The organism is Streptomyces sp. NPDC025651 (assembly GCF_055558735.1).
Genome location: NZ_JBVHLZ010000002.1, coordinates 769,594 through 789,152, shown reverse-complemented (window position 1 = coordinate 789,152; position 19,559 = coordinate 769,594). Strand labels below are relative to the sequence as shown.

The window sequence follows — 19,559 nt, the reverse complement described above, 5'->3', positions numbered from 1 at the left end:
TCAGAGGCCGACCTTCCGGTAGCGGCGCATCATGGCGCCGTAGCAGCCCGCGATGAGGGCGAGGACGACGAGTACGTAGACGACGCCGACGCCGGTCGACGGTCCTTCCCCTCCGGGGAAGGCGGACGTCGCGCCGAGGAAGGCGGTCTGCACGCCGTCGATGAGCGTGATCGGCGAGAAGAGGCCGAGCCAGGCGATGGCTCCGGTGCTGCCCTGTTCGTAGGCGATCGCCTGGACCGTGGACACCGCTCCGTAGGTGATGGTCAGGACGGCGATGACCGCGGCGATGCCGAAGCCGCGGCGGGGCGTGATCGACGAGATGACGAGCGCGATGCCGGAGAAGAGGAGCGAGAGGAGTGCCACGGAGACCAGGCCCTGCGCGAAGCCCGCCGTCTGGTCGGCGAAGTCGAGCTTGGCGAGCAGCGCCCCCACGTAGAGCACGAGGAGCGGGGCCGCGGTCAGGACGAGGAGCGCCGAGGTCATCGCGGCGAACTTCGCGAGGACGTAGTCACCGCGCTCGATGGGCCGTGAGAAGTAGAGCGGCACCGTCTTGAAGCGCAGGTCGCGCGACACGGTCTGCGGGGCCTGGGCGGCCAGGAAGAGGCTGATGACGGCCTGCAGCACGATGGCGTAGCGCGTGTAGTCGAGGGGGAGGTCCTTGGCCTTGGTGGCCACGGCGACCGCCACCATGATCGCGGCGGGGAGGCACATCACCGCGAAGAGGATCATGGGCAGGACCTTGGACTTGGCGGACCGCCCGAGGCCGTACGCGCCGCGCAGGCTCTGTGAGAAGAGGGAGCGGCGGGCGTAGGCACGGCCGAGGCGGGGGCCGTCGTAGTTGCGGTACCCGATGTTGTGGATCCGGGTGGACTCGGCGCTCATCGCGCACCTCCCTCCTTCTGCTGTGCGGCGGCCGCGGTGGCCGCCCAGGCGGCAGCCCGCTCGGAGACGGGCTCCTGCCGCGGCTCGTCCTTGAAGACCTCGGCGATGTGGTGCCTGCGCTGTTCCATCCGGATCAGGCCGAGGCCGAGGTCGGCGACGAGGTCGCGCACGAGGTCGTACGTCTCCTCGCCCTCGGCGGTGAGCAGGATCGTGTGACCGGCGCCGGGCAGTTCGCCGCCGGTCTCCGTGCCGATCCCGCGGCCCCGCAGCGCGTCCCTCAACGCGCGCGTGCCGTCCGGGTGTTCGTCGCTGTCGGTGACCTCGACGGCCAGCGTCGTGGTGGTCTGGGTGAAGTCGGTGGTGGAGCTGGACCTCAGGAGCTTGCCGCCGTCGATGACGACGACGTGGTCGCAGGTGCGCTCCAGCTCGCCGAGGAGGTGCGAGGTGACGAGGACCGAGATGCCGAAGTCGGTGTGGACGCGGCGGATCAGTCCGAGCATCTCGTCGCGGCCGACCGGGTCGAGGCCGTTCGTCGGCTCGTCGAGGAAGACCAGCTGGGGGTCGTGGACGAGGGCCTGCGCGAGCTTCACGCGCTGCTTCATGCCGGTCGAATAGCCGCCGATGGGGCGGTACCGCTCCTCGTACAACCCGACGTGGCGCAGGGTGTCCGCCGTGCGCTCGCGGGCCGCGGTGGGCGGCAGTCCGGACATGCGCGCCATGTGGACGACGAACTCGGTGGCCGAGACGTCGGGCGGCAGGCAGTCGTGCTCGGGCATGTACCCGACGCGCTCGCGGATCTGGCCGCCGCTGGTGGCGACGTCGAGGCCGAGCACGGCGGCGCGGCCCTCCGTGGCGGGGGACAGACCCAGCAGGATCTTGATCAGTGTGGACTTGCCGGCTCCATTGGCTCCGACGAGTCCGGTCACACCGGGCCCGATATCCATGGAGAGCCGGTCAAGCGCGGTCACCCTCGGGAACCGCTTGCTCAGGCTTTCGGTCGCGATCACAGTCACGCTTCGACGGTAGTGGCGCAGACCACACCGAGTCGTCAGACCACGGGCTTGCCCTGCCCTCACTCTGGAGTATTACGGGCCCGTAGGGGTCCGCCGGAAGTCGACCCCTGCGGGTTCTTCCGGACCTGTCCCGCAGGGTTGTGCACACCCCTTGACGCAGCCGCCGAGCATTGTCACATTCATCAGTGTCAAGTTACGGACGCGTACGGCGATGAGCCGGACACGGCAGGGACCGGACTCGGGACGGACGGTGGCATGACCTCAGCAGTTGCAGGCGAACTCTCCGCGGAACTGCGGGGGTTCAGGGAAGTGCAGACCCTCGCGTACGAGTGCGCGGAGGCGGTCGCGGCGCAGCTCAAGCCGGGTGTGACGGAGCGCGAGGCCGCGCGGATGCAGCGCGAGTGGCTGCGCGAGCGGGGTGTGCGGGACTGGTTCCACCTGCCCTTCGCCTGGTTCGGGGACCGCACGGCGTTCGTGAACTTCCGGATACCGCTGCAGTTCTTCCCCACCCACCGCAGGCTGGAGCCGGGGATGCCCTTCATCCTCGACATGGCCCCGGTGTACAAGGGCTTCACCGCCGACATCGGCTACTCCGGCTGCCTGGGCCTCAACCCCGTGCACGACAAGCTCCTCGCCGACCTGGAGGCGCACCGCGAGCTGATCCTGCGCGAGGTGCGCGAGCGCCGCCCGCTGCGCGAGATCTATGAGGACGTGGACCGCCTCATGGTCCGCCAGGGCTATGCCAACCGCCATCGCGCTTACCCCTTCGGCGTCATCGCGCACAAGGTCGACCGGGTCAAGGAGCGCCGCCTGTCGCCGCACCTCTTCGGCTTCGGCACGCAGTCCCTGAAGGGCCTCGCGAGCGACGCGGTCCACGGCCACCGGGACGGCTGGTCGCCACTGTGGTCCCCCTACAAGTTCTCCGACCACCCGCCCCAGAAGGGGCTCTGGGCGGTCGAACCGCACCTCGGATTCAGGGGTACGGGCGCGAAGTTCGAGGAGATCCTCGTCGTCACCGACTCCAAGGACCCCGAGCAGAGCGCTTTCTGGCTGGACGACGATCTGCCGCATGTGCGGCGCTGGGCTGAGGAGAGGGCCGCCGCATGACGACCGGGGAAGTCGCCGAGGTAACCGCCGGGGGAATGAAGGACATGCGCGAGCGCTGGGTGCGCACGGGCGGTGTGGAGCTGTGCGTCGCCGAGCTGGGCGACCCCCAGCGGCCCACGGTCGTGCTGGTGCACGGCTATCCGGACTCCAAGGAGGTGTGGGCCGAGGTCGCCGAGCGCCTCGCCGACCGCTTCCACGTCGTGCTGTACGACGTGCGGGGCCACGGCAGGTCCACCGCCCCGCGCCCGCTGCGCGGCGGCTTCACCCTGGAGAAGCTGACCGACGACTTCGTGGCGGTCATCGACGCGGTCAGCCCGGACGAGCCGGTGCACGTGGTCGGGCACGACTGGGGTTCGGTGCAGTCCTGGGAGTTCGTCACGGTCAAGCGGACGGAGGGCCGCATCGCGTCCTTCACGTCCATGTCGGGTCCCTCGCTCGACCACTTCGGGCACTGGATCAAGAAGCGCATGACGCGGCCGACCCCGCGCAAGGTCGGTCAACTCCTCGGCCAGGGCGCCAAGTCCTGGTACGTGTACATGCTGCACACCCCCGTCCTCCCCGAGCTGGCCTGGCGCGGCCCGCTCGGCAAGCGGTGGCCGAAGATCCTGGAGCGCGTCGAGAAGGTCCCGGCGGGCGACTATCCGACGCCGTCGCTCCCCCAGGACGCCGCGCACGGCGCCTGGCTCTACCGCGACAACGTCCGCGCGCGGCTGCGCAGGCCCCGCGCCGACGCGTACGCCCACGCGCCCGTGCAGCTCATCACGCCCTCCGGGGACATCTTCCTGTCCGAGCGGCTCTATGACGAACTGGAGCTGTGGGCCCCGCGGTTGGTGCGGCGCACCCTGCCCGCCAAGCACTGGGTGCCCCGCACCCGCCCCGACCAGCTGGCCGCCTGGATCGGCGAGTTCGTCACGGCCAACGAGGACGGCATCCCCGCCAAGGACAGCATGGCCACGGGGAAGTACGCGGACCGGTTCGGCGGCCAGCTCGTCCTGGTCACCGGCGCGGCCAGCGGCATCGGCCGGGCCACCGCCTTCGCGTTCGCCGAGGCGGGCGCGCGCGTGGTGGCCGTCGACAGGGACGCGGAGGGCGCGGCCCGTACGGCGGAGATGTCCCGCCTGATCGGCGCCCCCGAGGCCTGGGGCGAGACGGTCGACGTGGCCGACGAGCAGGCCATGGAGAAGCTCGCCGAGAAGGTCGCCACGGAGTACGGCGTCGTGGACGTCCTGGTGAACAACGCCGGTATAGGCCTCTCCGGCCGCTTCCTCGACACCAGCTCCGAGGACTGGAAGAAGGTCCTGGACGTCAATCTGTGGGGCGTGATCCACGGCTGCCGGCTGTTCGGCAGGCAGATGTCCGAGCGCGGCCAGGGCGGTCACATCGTCAACACCGCGTCGGCGGCGGCGTATCAGCCCTCCAAGGCCCTGCCCGCCTACAGCACGTCGAAGGCCGCGGTCCTGATGCTCAGCGAGTGCCTGCGCGCGGAGCTCGCGGACCAGGGCATCGGGGTCTCCGCGATCTGCCCGGGCCTCGTGAACACGAACATCACGTCGACCTCCCGCTTCGTCGGCGTCGACGCGGACGAGGAGAAGCGCCGCCAGAAGAAGTCCTCCCGGCTGTACGGCCTGCGCAACTACCCGCCGGAGAAGGTCGCCGACGCGGTCCTGCGCGCCGTCGTCAGGAACCAGGCGGTCGTCCCGGTCACCCCCGAGGCCCGCGGCGCCCACCTCATGTCCCGCTTCGCGCCCAAGGCCCTGCGCGCGATGGCCCGATTGGAGCCGCCGTTGTGAGCACGGAGGAGCGCCCCGGCACACGCCCCGAGGAGCACTACGCGATCGTTCCGCGCCGCGTCTCGTTCGACTGGGACGAGACGCCGCTGCACTGGATACCGGACGAGCCGACCGCCACCCACGTCATCAACGTCCTGCATCTGCTTCTCCCGGCGGGGGAGCGGTGGTTCGTGAAGGTCTTCAAGGAAGGCCTGCCGCTGATCACCGACCCGGTGCTGCGGGACGACGTCAAGGGGTTCATGGGGCAGGAGGCCACGCACAGCGTCCAGCACGCGCACGTGCTCGACCACCTGGCGGCGCAGCGGCTCGACACCGCCGCGTTCACGAAGTACGTCGACTTCCTCTTCGAGAAACTCCTCGGTGAACAGCCGCCGTTGGGCGTTCCCGTACCGACGCAGGAGTGGCTGCGCTTCCGTCTGTCGGTCGTCGCCGCGATCGAGCAGTTCACGGCGGTCCTGGGGAACTGGGTGCTGCACGCCGAGGGCCTCGACCGCGCCCGCGCCGACGAGGTCATGCTCGACCTGCTGCGCTGGCACGGCGCGGAGGAGGTCGAACACCGCGCGGTCGCCTTCGACATGTACCAGCACTGCGGCGGCAGGGGCCTGCCCTGTTACGCCCGCCGTATCGTCGGCATGACGGTCACGGCGCCCGTGATGCTGTACCTGTGGTTCTGGGGCTCGGCCTATCTGATCCGCCACGACCCCCAACTGGCGGGCCGCTTGCGGTACTCCCTGGCCGAGCACAACAGGGCCGTCGGGAAGGGCCTGCTGCCCACCTGGCGCGAGATCGGCACGGCGATACCCCGCTATCTGCGGCGGTCGTACCATCCCTCGCAGGAAGGCTCGCTGCGCAAAGCCGTCGAGTACCTGGCGCAGTCGCCCGCGGCGCGGGCGGCGGCGGGCGCGGTGGGCCGGGCGGCCATCGCCTAGCAGGACAACCCGGGCGACCGCCGGCGGGCAGGAGAACCCGGGCGGCGGCACGGCCACCGCCCGGCACGAGGCATCACGGAGGACGGGCAGCGTGGAGTACCGCATCGAGGACCTGGCGCACCACAGCGGCGCGACGGTCCGCACGATCCGCGCCTATCAGGACCGCGGCCTGCTCCCCCGCCCGGAGCGGCGCGGCCGGTCCAATGTCTACGGAGAGGCGCATCTGGCCCGCCTGCGGCAGATCGCCGACCTGCTCGACCGCGGCTACACCCTGGCCTCCATCAAGGAACTCCTGGAGGCCTGGGACGCGGGCCGCGGCCTCGGCGGGGTGCTCGGCCTGGCCGCGGAGGTGGACGGCCCCTGGACGGACGAGAAGGCCGACCGGATCACCCGCGCCGAGCTCGACGCCGCCTTCGGCGGCACTCCGGACGACGCCGCGGTGGCCGACGCGGTGGACCTCGGCGTGCTCGAAGCGGTTCCGGGACGCGAGGACGAGTTCCTGGTTCCGAGCCCTCAAGAGCTGGCCGTGGCCGTCGAGTTGTACGCGGCAGGAGTTCCTTTGTCGGCGATCTCGGGCCATTTGCGGGAGTTGAGGGGGCAGGTCGAGCACATCGCCTCCCGTTTCCTGGAGTTCACCACCGAGCATGTCTTCGCGCGCTATCTCGGAAATCACCCGCCGACAGAGGCGGACGCGGCCGAGGCGGCTTCTCTCGTACGCCGCCTCAGGCCGCTCGCGCAACAGTCCGTGGATGCCGAACTGGCGCGCGCCATGCGTCTGTTCGCCACCCGTCACCTCCGTCAGCACCTCACCCCCGAGCGGCCGCCGCAGCGCACGGAAGAGCCACAGAACGTGGCCCTGCCCGCCTCCACAATGCGCGCTGTACAGGCACTGGTTGGCGAGGACAACGCCGCCGCGTTCATCGCGGCGGCGGCGGAACGGGAAGTCCAGACAAGGACATTGGACTCACTTACGGCAACTCAGTGCAATAATGGATGAGTTACCCAAATGCCGCCAAACGCCTGAGAGTTGTCCACAGAATCGCCAACTGGCCTGTGGATAACTGTACTTGTCTGTGGATCAAACCTGTGGACCGAAATTCGTGGATGAAAAGTCGGTGGACGAAAATCGAGTGCGCGGAAAACGGATCACCGGGACGCTGACGTCATGAAAGACCCTGATGCCACGAAAGGCCCCGACGCCACGAAAGACCCCGCCGTCACGAAAGACCCCGACGAACGACGCACCGTGAAGGTGTCCAAGTACCTCTCGAAACACCTGCGCCATCAGCCCGAGAGGATCGGGCTCGCCCTCGACGAGAACGGCTGGGTGGAGATCGACGCCCTGCTCGCCGCGGCCGCCGCACACCGCTTCCCCATCACCCGGGCCGAGCTCGAGCACGTGGTGGCCGTCAACGACAAGCGGCGCTTCGCCGTCGAGGACGGCCGGATCCGCGCCAGCCAGGGCCACTCCGTCGCCGTGGACCTCGACCTGCCCCCGGCGACCCCGCCCGCGTACCTCTACCACGGCACCGTCGCCGCCCACCTGGCCGCGATCCGCGCCGAAGGGCTGCGGCCCATGAGACGGCACGCCGTGCACCTCTCGCCCGACCGCGAGACCGCGACCCGCGTCGGCGCCCGCCGCGGACGCCCCGTCGTCCTGTCCGTCGACGCCGGCGCGATGCACCGCGACGGCCACACCTTCCAGGTCAGCGCCAACGGCGTCTGGCTCACCGCCGCCGTGCCCCCCGGCTACCTGCGGTTTCCCGCACCTCGCTGAGCAGGCATGATCGGCTGTATGGAGCATCTGCACAGCACCGAGGCAGCCCTCAACGCCCTGCGCGAGATCGCCCGCGAGTACGACCGGGAGATCACCGTCTCCCACGACATCGGCGCCGACCAGACCTCGCGCCGCACCACCGCGGGCATCGGCGTGACCACGGACCCCGACGGCTCGATGCCGCACGAGGCGTACGTCGAGTTCGGCGGCTCGCCCCGGATGTCCGTGCGGCTCTACGCCGACGACGGCGACCCGGACGCCCTGATCACGGTCGAGGGGGTCGAGTGCCACGACATCCCGCGCGACTCCGTGCCCGCCTTCGTGCGGTCGGTCCTCGGCGGCATCGCCTACGTCAAGGGCAGGCGCTTCCCGCCCGGCTACCGCCTGATCGTGCCGCTGCCGGGCGACGTGACGCACAAGGAGTACATGCCGATGGTGACCCTCACGCCCTGGCTGAGCTCCCGGGTGCGCTGAGACCCCGGGGGCACTGGGCTCCCGGGGGCACTGGGCTCCCGGGGGCACTGAGTTCCCGGGTGCACTGAGAGCTCCCGGGTGACCGGGGCTCCCCGGCCCGCTGAGCCCCGGTCACCCGGCTCGGCTCAGCCCAGCTGGGCGAGCGCCTCGGTCGCGATCCTCTCGAAGACGGCCTGGTCGGCGGCGAAGTCCGAGTCGGGAATCGGCGCGTGCACGACGATCTCGGTGAAGCCGAGCTCCGCGTGCCTGCCGGCGAAGTCCACGAAGGCGTCGAGGGACTCCAGCGGCCGGTTGCGGTCCGGCGTGAAGCCGGTCAGCAGGATCTTGTCGAGCTCGGCCGCGTCCCTGCCGATGTCCGCGCACGCCTTGCCGAGCTTCTCGATCTGCCCCCGGATCGCCTCGCGGGACTGCTCGGGCGTGCCCGTCTCGAAGAGCTTCGGGTCACCCGTGGTCACCCACGCCTGCCCGTGCCGGGCCGCGAGCCGCAGACCGCGCGGCCCGGTCGCCGCGACGGCGAAGGGCAGCCTCGGCCGCTGCACACACCCGGGGATGTTGCGCGCCTCGGTCGCCGAGTAGAAGGCCCCCTCGTACGTCACCGAGTCCTCGGTGAGGAGCCGGTCGAGCAGTGGCACGAACTCCCCGAAGCGGTCGGCGCGTTCGCGCGGCGTCCAGGGCTCCTCGCCCTCCCTGAGCAGCGTCGTCGCGTCGAAGCCGTTGCCGCCCGCGCCGATGCCGAGCGTGATCCGGCCGCCGGAGACGTCGTCGAGCGAGATGAGCTCCTTGGCGAGCGTCACCGGGTGGCGGAAGTTGGGCGACGTCACGAGCGTGCCCAGGCGCATCCGCTCCGTGGCCGCCGCGGCGGCGGTCAGCGTGGGCACCGCGCCGAACCAGGGGCCGTCGCGGAAGGTGCGCCAGGCCAGGTGGTCGTACGTGTACGCGGTGTGGAAGCCGAGCTCCTCCGCGCGCGCCCACTGCTCACGGCCCCCTTCGTGCCAGCGGCGTACGGGAAGGATCACGGTGCTCAGGCGCAGGCTCATGTCTCCGAGCTTACGGCGGTGCCCGATGACCGGCTGAACACAGGCGCGGATGAGGCCTGGAGGTACTCAGATGTGCGCCCCAGCGCACGACCGTGCACGCATATGCGGGACAATCGACGGCGTGACCTCAGCTACCCCAGGGCCCGGGACTCCGGCCTCCACCGCTCCGGCAACCGCCGCCCCCTCCGGGCCCCGACCGCGGCCCCGGCTGATAGCGACGGACCTGGACGGCACGCTGCTGCGCGACGACAAGACGGTCTCGGACCGCACGGTCGCCGCGCTCGGCGCGGCCGAGGAAGCCGGCATCGAGGTCTTCTTCGTGACCGGCCGCCCGGCCCGCTGGATGGACGTCGTCAGCGCCCACGTCCACGGTCACGGCCTCGCCATCTGCGGCAACGGCGCGGCAGTGGTCGACCTGCACGGCGGCCCCGGCACCCACCGCTTCGTGAAGGTCCGCGCGCTGGAGCGGGAGTGCGCCCTGGACGTGGTCCGCAGGCTCCGCGCCGCCGCGCCGGGCACGTCCTTCGCGATCGAGCGGACCGGGGGACTGCACCACGAGGAGACGTACCCGCCGCTGCACATGGAGCCCGGCGAGAGCGTCGCGCCCGCCGAGAAGCTGCTCGCCGAGAACCCCGCGGACCCCGCCGTCGCCGAGCAGCCCGTCCTGAAGATCCTCGCCTTCCACCCCGGGCTCGCGCCCGACGACTTCCTGGTGCTCGCCCGCGCGGCCATCGGCGACCGGGCCATGGTCACCCGTTCGAGCCCGAGCGCCCTCCTGGAGATCAGCGGCCCCGGCGTCTCCAAGGCGAGCACCCTGGAGCTGTGCTGCGCCGAGCGCGGCATCACCCCGGAGGAAGTCGTCGCCTTCGGAGACATGCCGAACGACATCGAGATGCTGACCTGGGCGGGTACGTCGTACGCGATGGGCAACGCCCACCCGGACGTCATCGCCGCGGCCTCCGGGCGCACGGTCGCCAACAACGACGACGGCGTCGCGGTCGTGATCGAACAGATCCTGGCGGACCGCCGGAACCCCTAGAGCTCTCCTGGGGCTCTGATCTCCCAGAGCTCTCCCAGGGCTCTCCTAGAGCCTGACACCCCGCTCGGCCAGCCACTTCCTGGGATCGACGCCCGATCCCAGGTAGGGCGTGAGCCTCGCCTCGAAGTGCAGGTGCGGCCCGGTCGAGTTGCCGGTCGTGCCCGCCTGCCCGATCCACTGGCCCGGACGCACCCGGTCCCCCTGGTCGACGGTGACGGCCGCGAGGTGCGCGTACTGCGTGAAGTACCCGCCCTCGTGCCGCACCACGACCTCGATGCCGAAGCCCCCGCCGCACGACACGCTCTGCACCCGGCCCGCCCCGACCGACCGCACGGGCGTCCCGATGCCGACCGCGAAGTCCTGCCCGGTGTGCCGGTGGGCCCAGCGCTCACCGGCGCTGTCGAAGCCCGCCGAGAGTTCGTACGACTCCACGGGCGGGACCCACGCGCGCGTGACGGGTGTTCTCTGCTGGTGCAGGCGCACCGCACCGCGGCACTTGCCCGCCGCGACCGACCGGTCGGCCTCCCCCTGCAGGGTCCACCGCGCCGACTCCAGCTTCCGCTCGATGCCGCGCTTGAGCTCGGCCAGGCGTACGTTGCGCCGGTCCAGGGAGCGCTTGGCCCGGTCGGCCCTGCGCTTGGCGACGGCGAGACGGGCCGCGGCCCGCTGCGTCTTGGCGACGGCACTGTTGACGGCGAGGTCCGCCTGCCCCAGGACCTGCTTCCCGCGCATCAGGGCGTCAGGGCTGTCGGCGAGGAGCAGCTGCGCGGTGTAGGGGAGACCGCCGCCGGTGCGGTACTGGGCGCTGGCCATCCGCCCCAGGTCACCGTGGAGCACCGCCATCTGGCGGCGCTCCTTGGCGAGGAGTCGGTCCAGTTTCCGGACCTTCGCCTGCTGGATGCCGGCCGCCCGACGGCCCTCTTCGTAGCGTGCGGTCGCGGCGGAGGCCTCTTCGTAGAGCCGTGCCACATCGGCGCTCGCGCTCGGCCCCTCGGACGCGGTGGCGGGGAGGGGGGAACCGAGCAGCGCGCACAGCAGCACCGACACACTGACGAGCGGGTGCGGACGGCTGCGGTGGCTCAGGAACATGTCAGGGATCGTTGCCCGCCGCGGCGGCGCGGGTCCCGCGCGACTCGTGCACTCGGGGGGCGCGGTGCCCCGTACGGCCCACGCGCATACCGCCGAACAGGGGCGTCCCGGCACGGGCCGGGAGGATTTCAGTACGGCGCCCGCCGCACGACTTCAGTACGGCGCCCGCCGCGCCGCTTCAGTACGGCGCCTGCCACACCACCGTCGTACCGCCGCCGTCCTCGCCGATGCCCGGCCCGTACCAGCTGTCGCCGCCCAGCGACTCGGCCCGCCGCTTGAGGTTCTTCAGGCCGCTGCGTCGGCCGCCCTCCGCGATGCCCACGCCGTCGTCGGCGACGGTCAGACGCACGCCCTGCTGCCCGTCGGGCAGGACCACGGTCGAGTCGACGACGACGTCGATGCGGGCGGCGTGCGCGTGCCGGAACGCGTTGGACAGGGCCTCCCGCAGGGCCGCGATCAGGTTCTTGCCGGTCAGCTCGCCGACCACCGTGTCGACGGGGCCCACGAAGTGGTGCGTGGGCTTGAAGCCCAGCGGAACGGCGGCCATGTTGATCTCGCGCAGCACACGGGTCCGCAGCCCGGACGGCGCCTCCGCGGGGCCCTGCTGCAGCGCGAAGATCGCCGTACGGATCTCCTGGATCGTCACGTCCAGCTCGTCGACCGCCTTGCCGACGCCGACCTGCACCTCCGGCACGACCGACCTGCGCTGGGCGCTCTCCAGCATCATCCCGGTGGCGAACAGCCGCTGGATGACGAGGTCGTGCAGGTCCCTGGCGATCCGGTCGCGGTCCTCGTACACCGCGAGCCGCTCCCGGTCCCGCTGCGCCTCGGCCATCATCAGCGCGAGCGCGGCCTGCGAGGCGAACTGGGCGGCCAGCGTCCGCTCGGCCTCGCTGAAGGGGCGTCCCCCACGCGCGCGGGGCGTCACGAGCGTCCCGAGGACCCGGCCGTCGCTCTGCAGCGGCAGCATCATGCAGGGGCCGTAGCCGCGCGCGAGGTCGGTCATGATGCGCGGGTCGGTGGCCGCGTCGTCGATGAACACGGCCTCCCCGTCGAGCAGGTCGGCGACGATGCGGCTCTCCGGAGGGACGATCACGCCGAGCGCCCCGGAGGGGTCGTCCGAGGAGACGGCGACGATCTCCATGCCGCCCTCCTCGTCGGGCAGCAGCACGATGCCCGCTGCCGAGTCCGCGAGGTGCCTGGCCTGCTCGGCGACGACCGCGAGCGCGTCCTCGGCGTCGCTGCCGGACAGCAGGGCGGTGGTGACCGCCACGGAGCCGTCGATCCAGCGCTCGCGCTGCTTGGCGGCTTCGTAGAGACGTGCGTTCCCGATGGCGATACCGGCCTCCGTGGCGAGCACGCGCACCATGTGCACGTCGTAGTCGTTGAACTCGGCCCCGCCCCGCTTCTCGGTCAGATAGAGGTTGCCGAAGATCTCGCCCTGCACGCGGATCGGAACGCCGAGAAACGTCCGCATCGGCGGGTGGTGGGGCGGGAAACCGCAGGAGCGCGGATCGGCGGAGAGGTCGGCCAGACGCAGCGTCCTCGGCTGGTGGATGAGCGCGCCGAGCAGCCCTTTGTGGCCGTCGGGCAGGCGCCCGATCCGCTCGGCGGTCTCCTCGTCGATGCCGTAGTAGACGAAGTCGGAGAGTCCCTCGCCGTCCTCGGCGACGACCCCGATCGCGGCGTAGTGGGCGTCCGCGAGCTCGGCGGCGGTCTCGCAGATGCGGTCCAGGGTGGTGTGCAGCTCAAGACCGGTGCCGACCGACCGCATGGCTTCGAGCAGCTGCGGCACCCGCGAGGTCAGCTCGGGCGAGAGCCCTTGGAGACTGCGGGTCGCCCGCGCCGCCGCCTCCACCGAGTCCGGTGTGCCGTCGGGGAGCGGGGAGTCGGCGGAGGCCGAGGGTGCTGACATGCCTTTGAGCCTAGTAAGTCCTATTTGCAGGGGAAAGTCGAGGCCTTCCCGGAGAGCCCGGCGGGGAAAGCCGAGGCCTTCCTGGAGTGCCCGCCGGGGAAAGCCGGTGCTCTCCCCGGACGGCCGAGCGGGACTCGACAGGGGCAGGACGTGGCAGGCCGTGGCTCAGCCCGCCATCAGCAGATCCGCCGCACGCTCCACCTCCAGCATCCGCCGCAGCGGCCCCTCCTCGGCCGCGAGCTCCTCGTACGTGCCGCGCTGCGCCACCCGCCCCGCGTCCAGGACGATCACTTCGTCCACCGCGTCGAGCCCGGCGAGCCGGTGCGTGATGAGCAGCGTCGTACGCCCCTCGGTCGCGGCCAGCAGGTCGGCGGTGAGGGCGTCCGCGGTCGGCAGGTCGAGGTGCTCGGCCGGCTCGTCCAGGACCAGGACGGGGAAGTCGGCGAGCAGCGCGCGGGCCAGCGCGAGACGCTGCCGCTGTCCTCCGGAGAGCCGTGCGCCGTGCTCGCCCACGAGCGTGTCGAGCCCCTCGGGCAGCGAGGCGACCCAGCCGTCGAGCCGCGCCCGCTCCAGGGCGTCGCGCAGCTCCGCGTCCGTGGCGTCCTTCTTGGCGAGCAGCAGGTTCTCGCGCACCGAGCTGTCGAAGATGTGCGCGTCCTGGGCGCACAGCCCGACCATGCCGCGCACGGTGTCGCCGTCCAGCGTGGCCGCGTCCGTGCCACCGAGCGTGTACGTCCCTTCGTACGCCCCCAGGAACCGCAGCAGCACCTGTGCGAGCGTCGTCTTGCCGGACCCGGACGGGCCGACGACGGCGATCCGCCGCCCCCGCTCCAGCGTCAGGCCGACCCCGGCGAGCGCGGGCGCTTCGGCGGACTGCCCTTCGTGGCGGGCGCTCAGCCCCTCGACGCGCAGCGGGAAGGGCGACTGCGGCGCCTGTGCTGCCTCGGGGAACGGCTCCGGCACGGGCTCGGCCGCGTCGAGGACCTCGTAGACCCGCTCGGCGCTCTTCCTGACCCGCTGGCGGTACTGCACGGCGAGCGGCAGACCCATCACCGCCTCGAAGGCGGCGAGCGGCGTGAGCACGACCACGGCGAGGGCGACACCGCCAAGCCTCCCGTCGCCGACCGCCTGCACGCCGACGAGGGCCGCTCCGGCCACGGTGAGACCGGTGACGAGCGCCCCGAGCCCGTCGCCGAGCGCGGTGGCGGTGGCGCCCCGGGAGGCGATGCCGGTCAGCTCGGCGTCGGCTTCCCGGGCCTTGGCCGTACGTCGCTTCAGCGCGCCGGCGACGGTCAGCTCGGCGGTCCCGGTGAGCAGGTCGGCCACGCGCGTGGCGAGCACCCCGCGCGCGGGGGCCAGCTTCCGCTCCGCGCGGCGGGCCACGGCACCGCTCACCAGCGGCACGCCGAGCCCGGCGGCGAGCAGCCCGACGGCGAGCACGGCGCCCGCCTCGGGCAGCAGCCACGCGGTGAAGCCCACGGCCCCGGCGCTCACGACGGCCGCGGCGGACGCGGGCAGCAGCCACCGCAGCCAGTAGTCCTGCAGGGCGTCGACGTCGGCGACGAGCCGGGAGAGGAGATCACCGCGGCGGGTCCCGCGCAGCCCCGCCGGGGCGAGCCGCTCCAGGCGCCGGTAGACGGCGACCCGGGTGTCGGCGAGCATCCGCAGCACGGCGTCGTGCGAGACGAGCCGCTCGGCGTACCGGAAGACGGCCCGCCCGATCCCGAAGGCACGGGTCGCCGTCACGGCGATCATCAGGTACATCACGGGCGGCTGCTCGGAGGCCCTGGAGATCAGCCACCCGGACGTGGCCATCAGCCCGACGGCACTCCCGAGCGCGAGACTGCCGAGCAGCAACGCCAGCGCCAACTGCCCGCGCCGGGCCCGCGCGGCATGCCTGACCCGGGCCAGCACGCGGCCCTTGGGGCGGGGAACCTCGACGGCCTCGCCGGGCGTGACGGCCACGTCGCCACTGTCGTGGGCAATCGTGCCGCTGGGCGGCACGGGCAGGCACGCCCCCCGCTGCCGGGCACCGTCCCGGGAGGCGTCCAGCCGTACGACCCGGTCGGCGACAGCCAGCAACGCAGGCCGGTGCACGACCAGCAGCACGGTCCGCCCGACGGCAAGCCGCCGGACCGCCTCGACCACTTCCGCCTCGGTCCCCCCGTCGAGCGCCGCCGTCGGCTCGTCCAGCAGCACCACGGGCCGGTCCGCGAGGAACGCCCGCGCCAGCGCGAGCCGTTGCCGCTGCCCGGCGGAGAGCCCCGCACCGTCCTCCCCGAGCACGGTCTCCAGGCCCTCGGGCAGCGCCTCCACAAAGCCCCACGCCCCCGCCGAGCGCAGCGCCCCCCGCACCGCCGCGTCGTCCGCGTCCGGCCGCGCGAGCCGCACGTTCTCCGCGACGGTCCCGGCGAAGAGGTGCGGCCGCTGCGGCACCCACGCGATCCGCTCACGCCACCGCTCCGGCGACACCTCGGCCAGGTCGACCCCGCCGACACGGACCCGCCCGCGGTCAGGACGTACGAAGCCCAACAGGACGTTCAGAAGCGTCGACTTGCCCACGCCGCTCGGTCCCACGAGCGCCACGGTCTCGCCGGACCCGACGTCGAAGGAGACGTCCGAGACGGCATCCGCCGACCGGCCCGGGTAGCGGACCGTCACCCCCTCGAAGCGGATGGCACCGGCGGGCGCGGGCCCCGTCCCCGCGGCCGGCACCGGCGCCTCCAGGACCTCGAAGATCTCCTCGGCGGCCGAGAGCCCCTCCGCCGCCGCGTGGTACTGCGCACCGACCTGACGCAGCGGCAGATAGGCCTCGGGCGCGAGGACGAGGACGACGAGACCGTCGTACAGGTCCATCTCGCCGTGGACGAGCCGCATGCCGATGGTCACGGCGACCAGCGCGACCGAGATCGTCGCGAGGAGTTCCAGGGCGAACGACGACAGGAAGGCGATGCGCAGGGTCCGCATCGTCGCCTGCCGGTACTCGCCGGTGATCTTGCGGATGGACTCGGCCTGCGCCTTGGCGCGGCCGAACACCTTCAGGGTCGGAAGCCCCGCCACCACGTCCAGGAAGTGCCCCGACAGACGCGAGAGGAGCCGCCATTGACGGTCCATCCGGTTCTGCGTGGCCCAGCCGATCAGAATCATGAAGACCGGGATCAGCGGCAGCGTCACGACGATGATCGCCGCCGACACCCAGTCCTCGGTGACGATGCGGGCGAGCACCGCCACCGGCACCACCACCGCGAGTCCCAACTGCGGCAGATAGCGCGAGAAGTAGTCGTCGAGCGCGTCGACGCCCCGCGTGGCGAGCGAGACGAGCGAGCCGGTCCGCTGACTGGTCAGCCACCCCGGCCCGAGCTCCCCCGCCCGTTCGAGAAGCCGGCTCCGCAGCTCCGACTTGACCGCCGCGCTCGCCCGGTGCGCGGCGAGCTCGGTCAGCCAGGAGACGAGGCCCCGCCCCACCGCTACCAGAGCGAGCAGCATGAGCGGCGTGCCCAAGTCCCCCGCGGTGAGGCCCTTCTGGAAGGACCCCACCACGACCTCGGCGATGAGCATCGCCTGGCCGATGACCAGACCCGCACCGACGAGCCCCAGAACCACCACCGCGACGAGGAAGAAGCGAGTGGCACGGGCGTAGCGAAGCAGGCGCGGGTCGATCGGTTTCACGTGAAACACACCCTCCGAAGGACGGGGGACAGGCGGGTCGAAGCGGGCTCAGCGCGTGACATCAGCAGCGGACTCAGTGCGCGGCGTCAGCGATGTGCTGCGTCCCGATCCGCTTGCGGAACACCCAGTACGTCCACGACTGGTAGAGCAGCACCACGGGCGTCGCGATGCCCGCGCACCAGGTCATGATCTTCAGGGTGTACGGACTGGACGAGGCGTTGGTGACCGTGAGGCTCCACTCCTCGTTCAGCGACGACGGCATGACGTTCGGGAAGAGCGTCAGGAAGAGCATCGCGACGGCCGCCGCGATGGTGATGCCCGAGAACGCGAACGACCAGCCCTCGCGCCCGATCTTGATGGCCGCGATGGCGCCGACCAGGGCCACCACCGCCACGATCATCGCGGCCAGGCTCTTGCCGTCGCCCTTGTCCGCCTGGGTCCAGATCAGGAACCCGAGCGCGAGCACGGCCGTGACGAGCCCGAGGCCGAGCGCCGTCTTGCGCGCCCGCACCCGGATGTCGCCCACCGTCTTGAGCGAGGCGAACACCGCGCCGTGGAAGGTGAACAGCGTCAGGGTGACCAGGCCGCCGAGGATCGCGTACGGGTTGAGCAGGTCCCAGAAGTTGCCCACGTACTCCTTGTGGGCGTCGATCTTCACGCCGCGCACGATGTTGCCGAAGGCCACACCCCACAGCAGCGCCGGGATCAGCGAGGTCCAGAAGATCGCGTGCTCCCAGTTGGTCTGCCACCGCTCCTCGGGCCGCTTGGCGCGGTACTCGAAGGCGACACCGCGCACGATCAGGCAGATGAGGATGATCAGCAGCGGCAGGTAGAACCCGGAGAACAGCGTCGCGTACCACTCGGGGAAGGCGGCGAAGGTCGCGCCGCCCGCGGTGAGCAGCCACACTTCGTTGCCGTCCCAGACGGGACCGATGGTGTTGATCAGGACCCGCTTCTCGACCCGGTCGCGGGCGAGCAGCTTGGTCAGTACGCCGATCCCGAAGTCGAAGCCCTCCAGGAAGAAGTAGCCGATCCACAGGACGGCGATCAGTACGAACCAGACGTCGTGAAGTTCCATGTCCGTCTCGCTCCTTCCTTCAGTACGAGAAGGCCATGGGCCGGTCGGCGTCGTCGGAGTCGGAGCCGTTGCCCGAGCCCGGCCCGCCGATCTTGGTGGGCGGGTTGAGGTCCGCCTCGGTCAGCTCGGGCGGGCCCTTCTTGACGTACTTGAGCATGAGCTTCACCTCGATCACGGCGAGGATCCCGTAGAGGAGCGTGAACCCGATCAGCGAGGTGATCACCTCGCCCTGCGAAACCCCGGGCGAGACCGCGTCCTCGGTGCGCAGGACTCCGTAGACCACCCAGGGCTGACGCCCGGTCTCGGTGAAGATCCAGCCCCAGGCGGTGCCGATGAGGGGGAAGATCAGCGTCCACTGCGAGAGCCGCCACCACCACTTGCCGAGCTTCGGCGTCAGCTCCCTCTTCTTGGTGAGCATCAGCTTCGGCACGTCGTCCTCGCCGGTGCGGTGCTCCGGAGCGAGCCAGAACTTCTTCCGCGTCAGCCAGAGACCGGCGGTGCACAGGGCCATCGAGACCCCGCCGAAGCCGATCATCCAGCGGTACGACCAGTAGGTGGTGGGGATGTTGGGCCGGTAGTCACCGGGCCCGAACTTGTCCTGCGCCTCCTTGTTGAGGTCGTTGATGCCGGGGATCTCCGCGCTGAAGTTGTTCTTGGCGAGGAAGGACAGTATCCCGGGGATCTCGATGGCGACGTCGTTGTGGCCCTTGGAGACGTCGCCGTACGCGAAGAGCGAGAACGGCGCCGGCTTCTCGGTCTCCCACAGCGCCTCGGCGGCCGACATCTTCATCGGCTGCTGCTCGTACATCACCTTGCCGAGGGTGTCGGCGCTGATGACGGTGAGCAGGGTGCCGACGAACGCGGTGACCAGGCCGAGCCGCATCGACATCCGCATGGTGCGGACGTGCTGCTTCTTGCGCAGGTGGAAGATGGCGATGCCGGTCATGAAGGCGCCGCCGACCAGGATGGCCGCCGAGATGACGTGGAAGAAGTTGACGAGCGTCGTCTCCTGGAAGAGCACCTCGGCGAAGTCGGTGAGCTCCGCGCGCTTGGTGCCGTCCCGCTCCACGATCTTGTAGCCGACCGGGTGCTGCATCCAGGCGTTGGCGGCGATGATGAAGTACCCCGACAGGACCGTGCCGATGGAGATGATCCAGATCGTCGCGCAGTGCAGCTTCTTCGGCAGCTTGTCCCAGCCGAAGATCCACAGGCCGATGAAGGTCGACTCGAAGAAGAAGGCGATCAGTGCTTCGAAGGCGAGCGGCGCCCCGAAGATGTCGCCGACGAAGCGCGAGTAATCGGACCAGTTCATGCCGAACTGGAACTCCTGGACGATGCCGGTGACAACGCCCATCGCGATATTGATCAGGAACAGCTTGCCCCAGAACTTGGTCGCTCTGAGGTAGTGCTCCTTGCCCGTCCGCACCCACGCCGTCTCGAGGATCGCCGTAAGAGCGGCGAGAGAGATCGTCAGGGGAACGAACAGGAAGTGGTAGACGGTCGTGATGCCGAACTGCCATCGCGCCAGGGTCTCCGGCGCTAGAGCCAGGTCCACTGCGTCTTCTCCTTACTCGCCGTGGTCATAGCGGCAGTTTGCCCCTTTAATCCCACTGATCTCCGGAGGAACCGGGACACGCTTGTGAACGCGTTCACATTCACAAGCATTATGTCGTACTGGGTGTCGGCACGTTGACGCGGGGGTCCCCTTACCGCGGGGAACGCGCCAATGGCCGCAAAGAGCGAGCCGGATCGCCGCGAAG

At 71.0% G+C, this 19,559-nt stretch carries 15 protein-coding genes; 7 read left to right on the top strand and 8 right to left on the bottom strand.

Annotation, left to right across the window (positions count from 1 at the left end):
* Together ACZ4D5_RS11580 and ACZ4D5_RS11575 are read right to left on the bottom strand one after the other, a co-directional pair.
* Positions 1-882 carry an ABC transporter permease gene (locus ACZ4D5_RS11580; RefSeq protein ID WP_467772130.1) on the bottom strand — a complete coding sequence of 294 codons (882 nt, stop codon included), beginning with the start codon at positions 880-882 and terminating at the stop codon, positions 1-3.
* Entirely contained in the window at positions 879-1,889 is a 1,011-nt protein-coding gene (locus ACZ4D5_RS11575; protein ID WP_467772272.1) for an ABC transporter ATP-binding protein, read from the bottom strand. The genes ACZ4D5_RS11580 and ACZ4D5_RS11575 overlap by 4 nt, the downstream gene beginning before the upstream one ends.
* Positions 1,890-2,150: 261 nt before the next feature.
* Here ACZ4D5_RS11575 and ACZ4D5_RS11570 point away from each other — a divergent pair, with 261 nt between their 5' ends.
* The 6 genes from ACZ4D5_RS11570 (at position 2,151) to ACZ4D5_RS11545 (ending at position 7,972) form a co-directional block, all read left to right on the top strand.
* Positions 2,151-3,002, top strand: coding sequence for a M24 family metallopeptidase (locus tag ACZ4D5_RS11570; RefSeq protein ID WP_467772129.1), 852 nt, complete (start codon positions 2,151-2,153; stop codon positions 3,000-3,002).
* Positions 2,999-4,792, top strand: a complete 1,794-nt coding sequence (locus ACZ4D5_RS11565; RefSeq protein WP_467772128.1) for an SDR family oxidoreductase — start codon at positions 2,999-3,001, stop codon at positions 4,790-4,792. The genes ACZ4D5_RS11570 and ACZ4D5_RS11565 overlap by 4 nt, the downstream gene beginning before the upstream one ends.
* Positions 4,789-5,721 carry a metal-dependent hydrolase gene (locus ACZ4D5_RS11560; protein WP_467772127.1) on the top strand — a complete coding sequence of 311 codons (933 nt, stop codon included), beginning with the start codon at positions 4,789-4,791 and terminating at the stop codon, positions 5,719-5,721. Before ACZ4D5_RS11565 ends, ACZ4D5_RS11560 begins: the two co-directional genes overlap by 4 nt.
* Positions 5,722-5,812: 91 nt before the next feature.
* The gene (locus ACZ4D5_RS11555; protein WP_467772126.1) at positions 5,813-6,718 is read left to right on the top strand and encodes a MerR family transcriptional regulator; all 906 of its coding nucleotides are present in this window, start codon (positions 5,813-5,815) and stop codon (positions 6,716-6,718) included.
* A 168-nt stretch (positions 6,719-6,886) separates the two neighbouring features.
* On the top strand, positions 6,887-7,498 hold the full coding sequence (locus ACZ4D5_RS11550) for an RNA 2'-phosphotransferase (RefSeq protein WP_467772125.1): 612 nt from the start codon (positions 6,887-6,889) through the stop codon (positions 7,496-7,498).
* A gap of 18 nt (positions 7,499-7,516) precedes the next feature.
* Positions 7,517-7,972 carry a hypothetical protein gene (locus ACZ4D5_RS11545; RefSeq protein ID WP_467772124.1) on the top strand — a complete coding sequence of 152 codons (456 nt, stop codon included), beginning with the start codon at positions 7,517-7,519 and terminating at the stop codon, positions 7,970-7,972.
* Between the two features lie 125 nt (positions 7,973-8,097).
* Here ACZ4D5_RS11545 and ACZ4D5_RS11540 read toward each other — a convergent pair whose 3' ends face one another.
* The gene (locus tag ACZ4D5_RS11540; RefSeq protein WP_467772123.1) at positions 8,098-9,009 is read right to left on the bottom strand and encodes an LLM class flavin-dependent oxidoreductase; all 912 of its coding nucleotides are present in this window, start codon (positions 9,007-9,009) and stop codon (positions 8,098-8,100) included.
* 121 nt (positions 9,010-9,130) lie between these two features.
* Between ACZ4D5_RS11540 and ACZ4D5_RS11535 the strand changes: the two genes are divergently transcribed.
* Positions 9,131-10,048: a Cof-type HAD-IIB family hydrolase gene (locus ACZ4D5_RS11535; protein ID WP_467772122.1), complete on the top strand. Its 918-nt coding sequence runs from the start codon at positions 9,131-9,133 to the stop codon at positions 10,046-10,048.
* A gap of 45 nt (positions 10,049-10,093) precedes the next feature.
* On the opposite strand, the gene ACZ4D5_RS11530 is transcribed toward ACZ4D5_RS11535, so the two are convergent.
* From ACZ4D5_RS11530 to ACZ4D5_RS11510, 5 genes are all read right to left on the bottom strand, one after another.
* Entirely contained in the window at positions 10,094-11,137 is a 1,044-nt protein-coding gene (locus ACZ4D5_RS11530) for a M23 family metallopeptidase (RefSeq protein ID WP_467772121.1), read from the bottom strand.
* Between the two features lie 178 nt (positions 11,138-11,315).
* Positions 11,316-13,052 carry a GAF domain-containing sensor histidine kinase gene (locus tag ACZ4D5_RS11525; RefSeq protein WP_467772120.1) on the bottom strand — a complete coding sequence of 579 codons (1,737 nt, stop codon included), beginning with the start codon at positions 13,050-13,052 and terminating at the stop codon, positions 11,316-11,318.
* A gap of 165 nt (positions 13,053-13,217) precedes the next feature.
* Positions 13,218-16,721, bottom strand: a complete 3,504-nt coding sequence (cydD, locus tag ACZ4D5_RS11520; protein ID WP_467772119.1) for a thiol reductant ABC exporter subunit CydD — start codon at positions 16,719-16,721, stop codon at positions 13,218-13,220.
* Positions 16,722-16,794: 73 nt separating this feature from the next.
* Positions 16,795-17,799 carry a cytochrome d ubiquinol oxidase subunit II gene (cydB, locus tag ACZ4D5_RS11515; protein WP_467772118.1) on the bottom strand — a complete coding sequence of 335 codons (1,005 nt, stop codon included), beginning with the start codon at positions 17,797-17,799 and terminating at the stop codon, positions 16,795-16,797.
* Between the two features lie 19 nt (positions 17,800-17,818).
* A complete protein-coding gene (locus ACZ4D5_RS11510; RefSeq protein WP_467772117.1) occupies positions 17,819-19,354 on the bottom strand; it encodes a cytochrome ubiquinol oxidase subunit I in 1,536 nt (511 codons plus the stop codon).
* Between the last annotated feature and the right edge of the window lie 205 nt (positions 19,355-19,559).

Excerpts from the sequence above, each read along its gene's own strand:
- ACZ4D5_RS11525 (WP_467772120.1), bottom strand. The coding sequence starts at position 13,052 with ATGTCAGCACCCTCGGCCTCCGCCGACTCCCCGCTCCCCGACGGCACA.
- ACZ4D5_RS11565 (WP_467772128.1), top strand. The coding sequence starts at position 2,999 with ATGACGACCGGGGAAGTCGCCGAGGTAACCGCCGGGGGAATGAAGGAC.
- ACZ4D5_RS11550 (WP_467772125.1), top strand. The coding sequence starts at position 6,887 with ATGAAAGACCCTGATGCCACGAAAGGCCCCGACGCCACGAAAGACCCC.
- cydB (WP_467772118.1), bottom strand. The coding sequence starts at position 17,799 with ATGGAACTTCACGACGTCTGGTTCGTACTGATCGCCGTCCTGTGGATC.
- ACZ4D5_RS11530 (WP_467772121.1), bottom strand. The coding sequence starts at position 11,137 with ATGTTCCTGAGCCACCGCAGCCGTCCGCACCCGCTCGTCAGTGTGTCG.
- ACZ4D5_RS11545 (WP_467772124.1), top strand. The coding sequence starts at position 7,517 with ATGGAGCATCTGCACAGCACCGAGGCAGCCCTCAACGCCCTGCGCGAG.
- ACZ4D5_RS11540 (WP_467772123.1), bottom strand. The coding sequence starts at position 9,009 with ATGAGCCTGCGCCTGAGCACCGTGATCCTTCCCGTACGCCGCTGGCAC.
- ACZ4D5_RS11570 (WP_467772129.1), top strand. The coding sequence starts at position 2,151 with ATGACCTCAGCAGTTGCAGGCGAACTCTCCGCGGAACTGCGGGGGTTC.
- ACZ4D5_RS11580 (WP_467772130.1), bottom strand. The coding sequence starts at position 882 with ATGAGCGCCGAGTCCACCCGGATCCACAACATCGGGTACCGCAACTAC.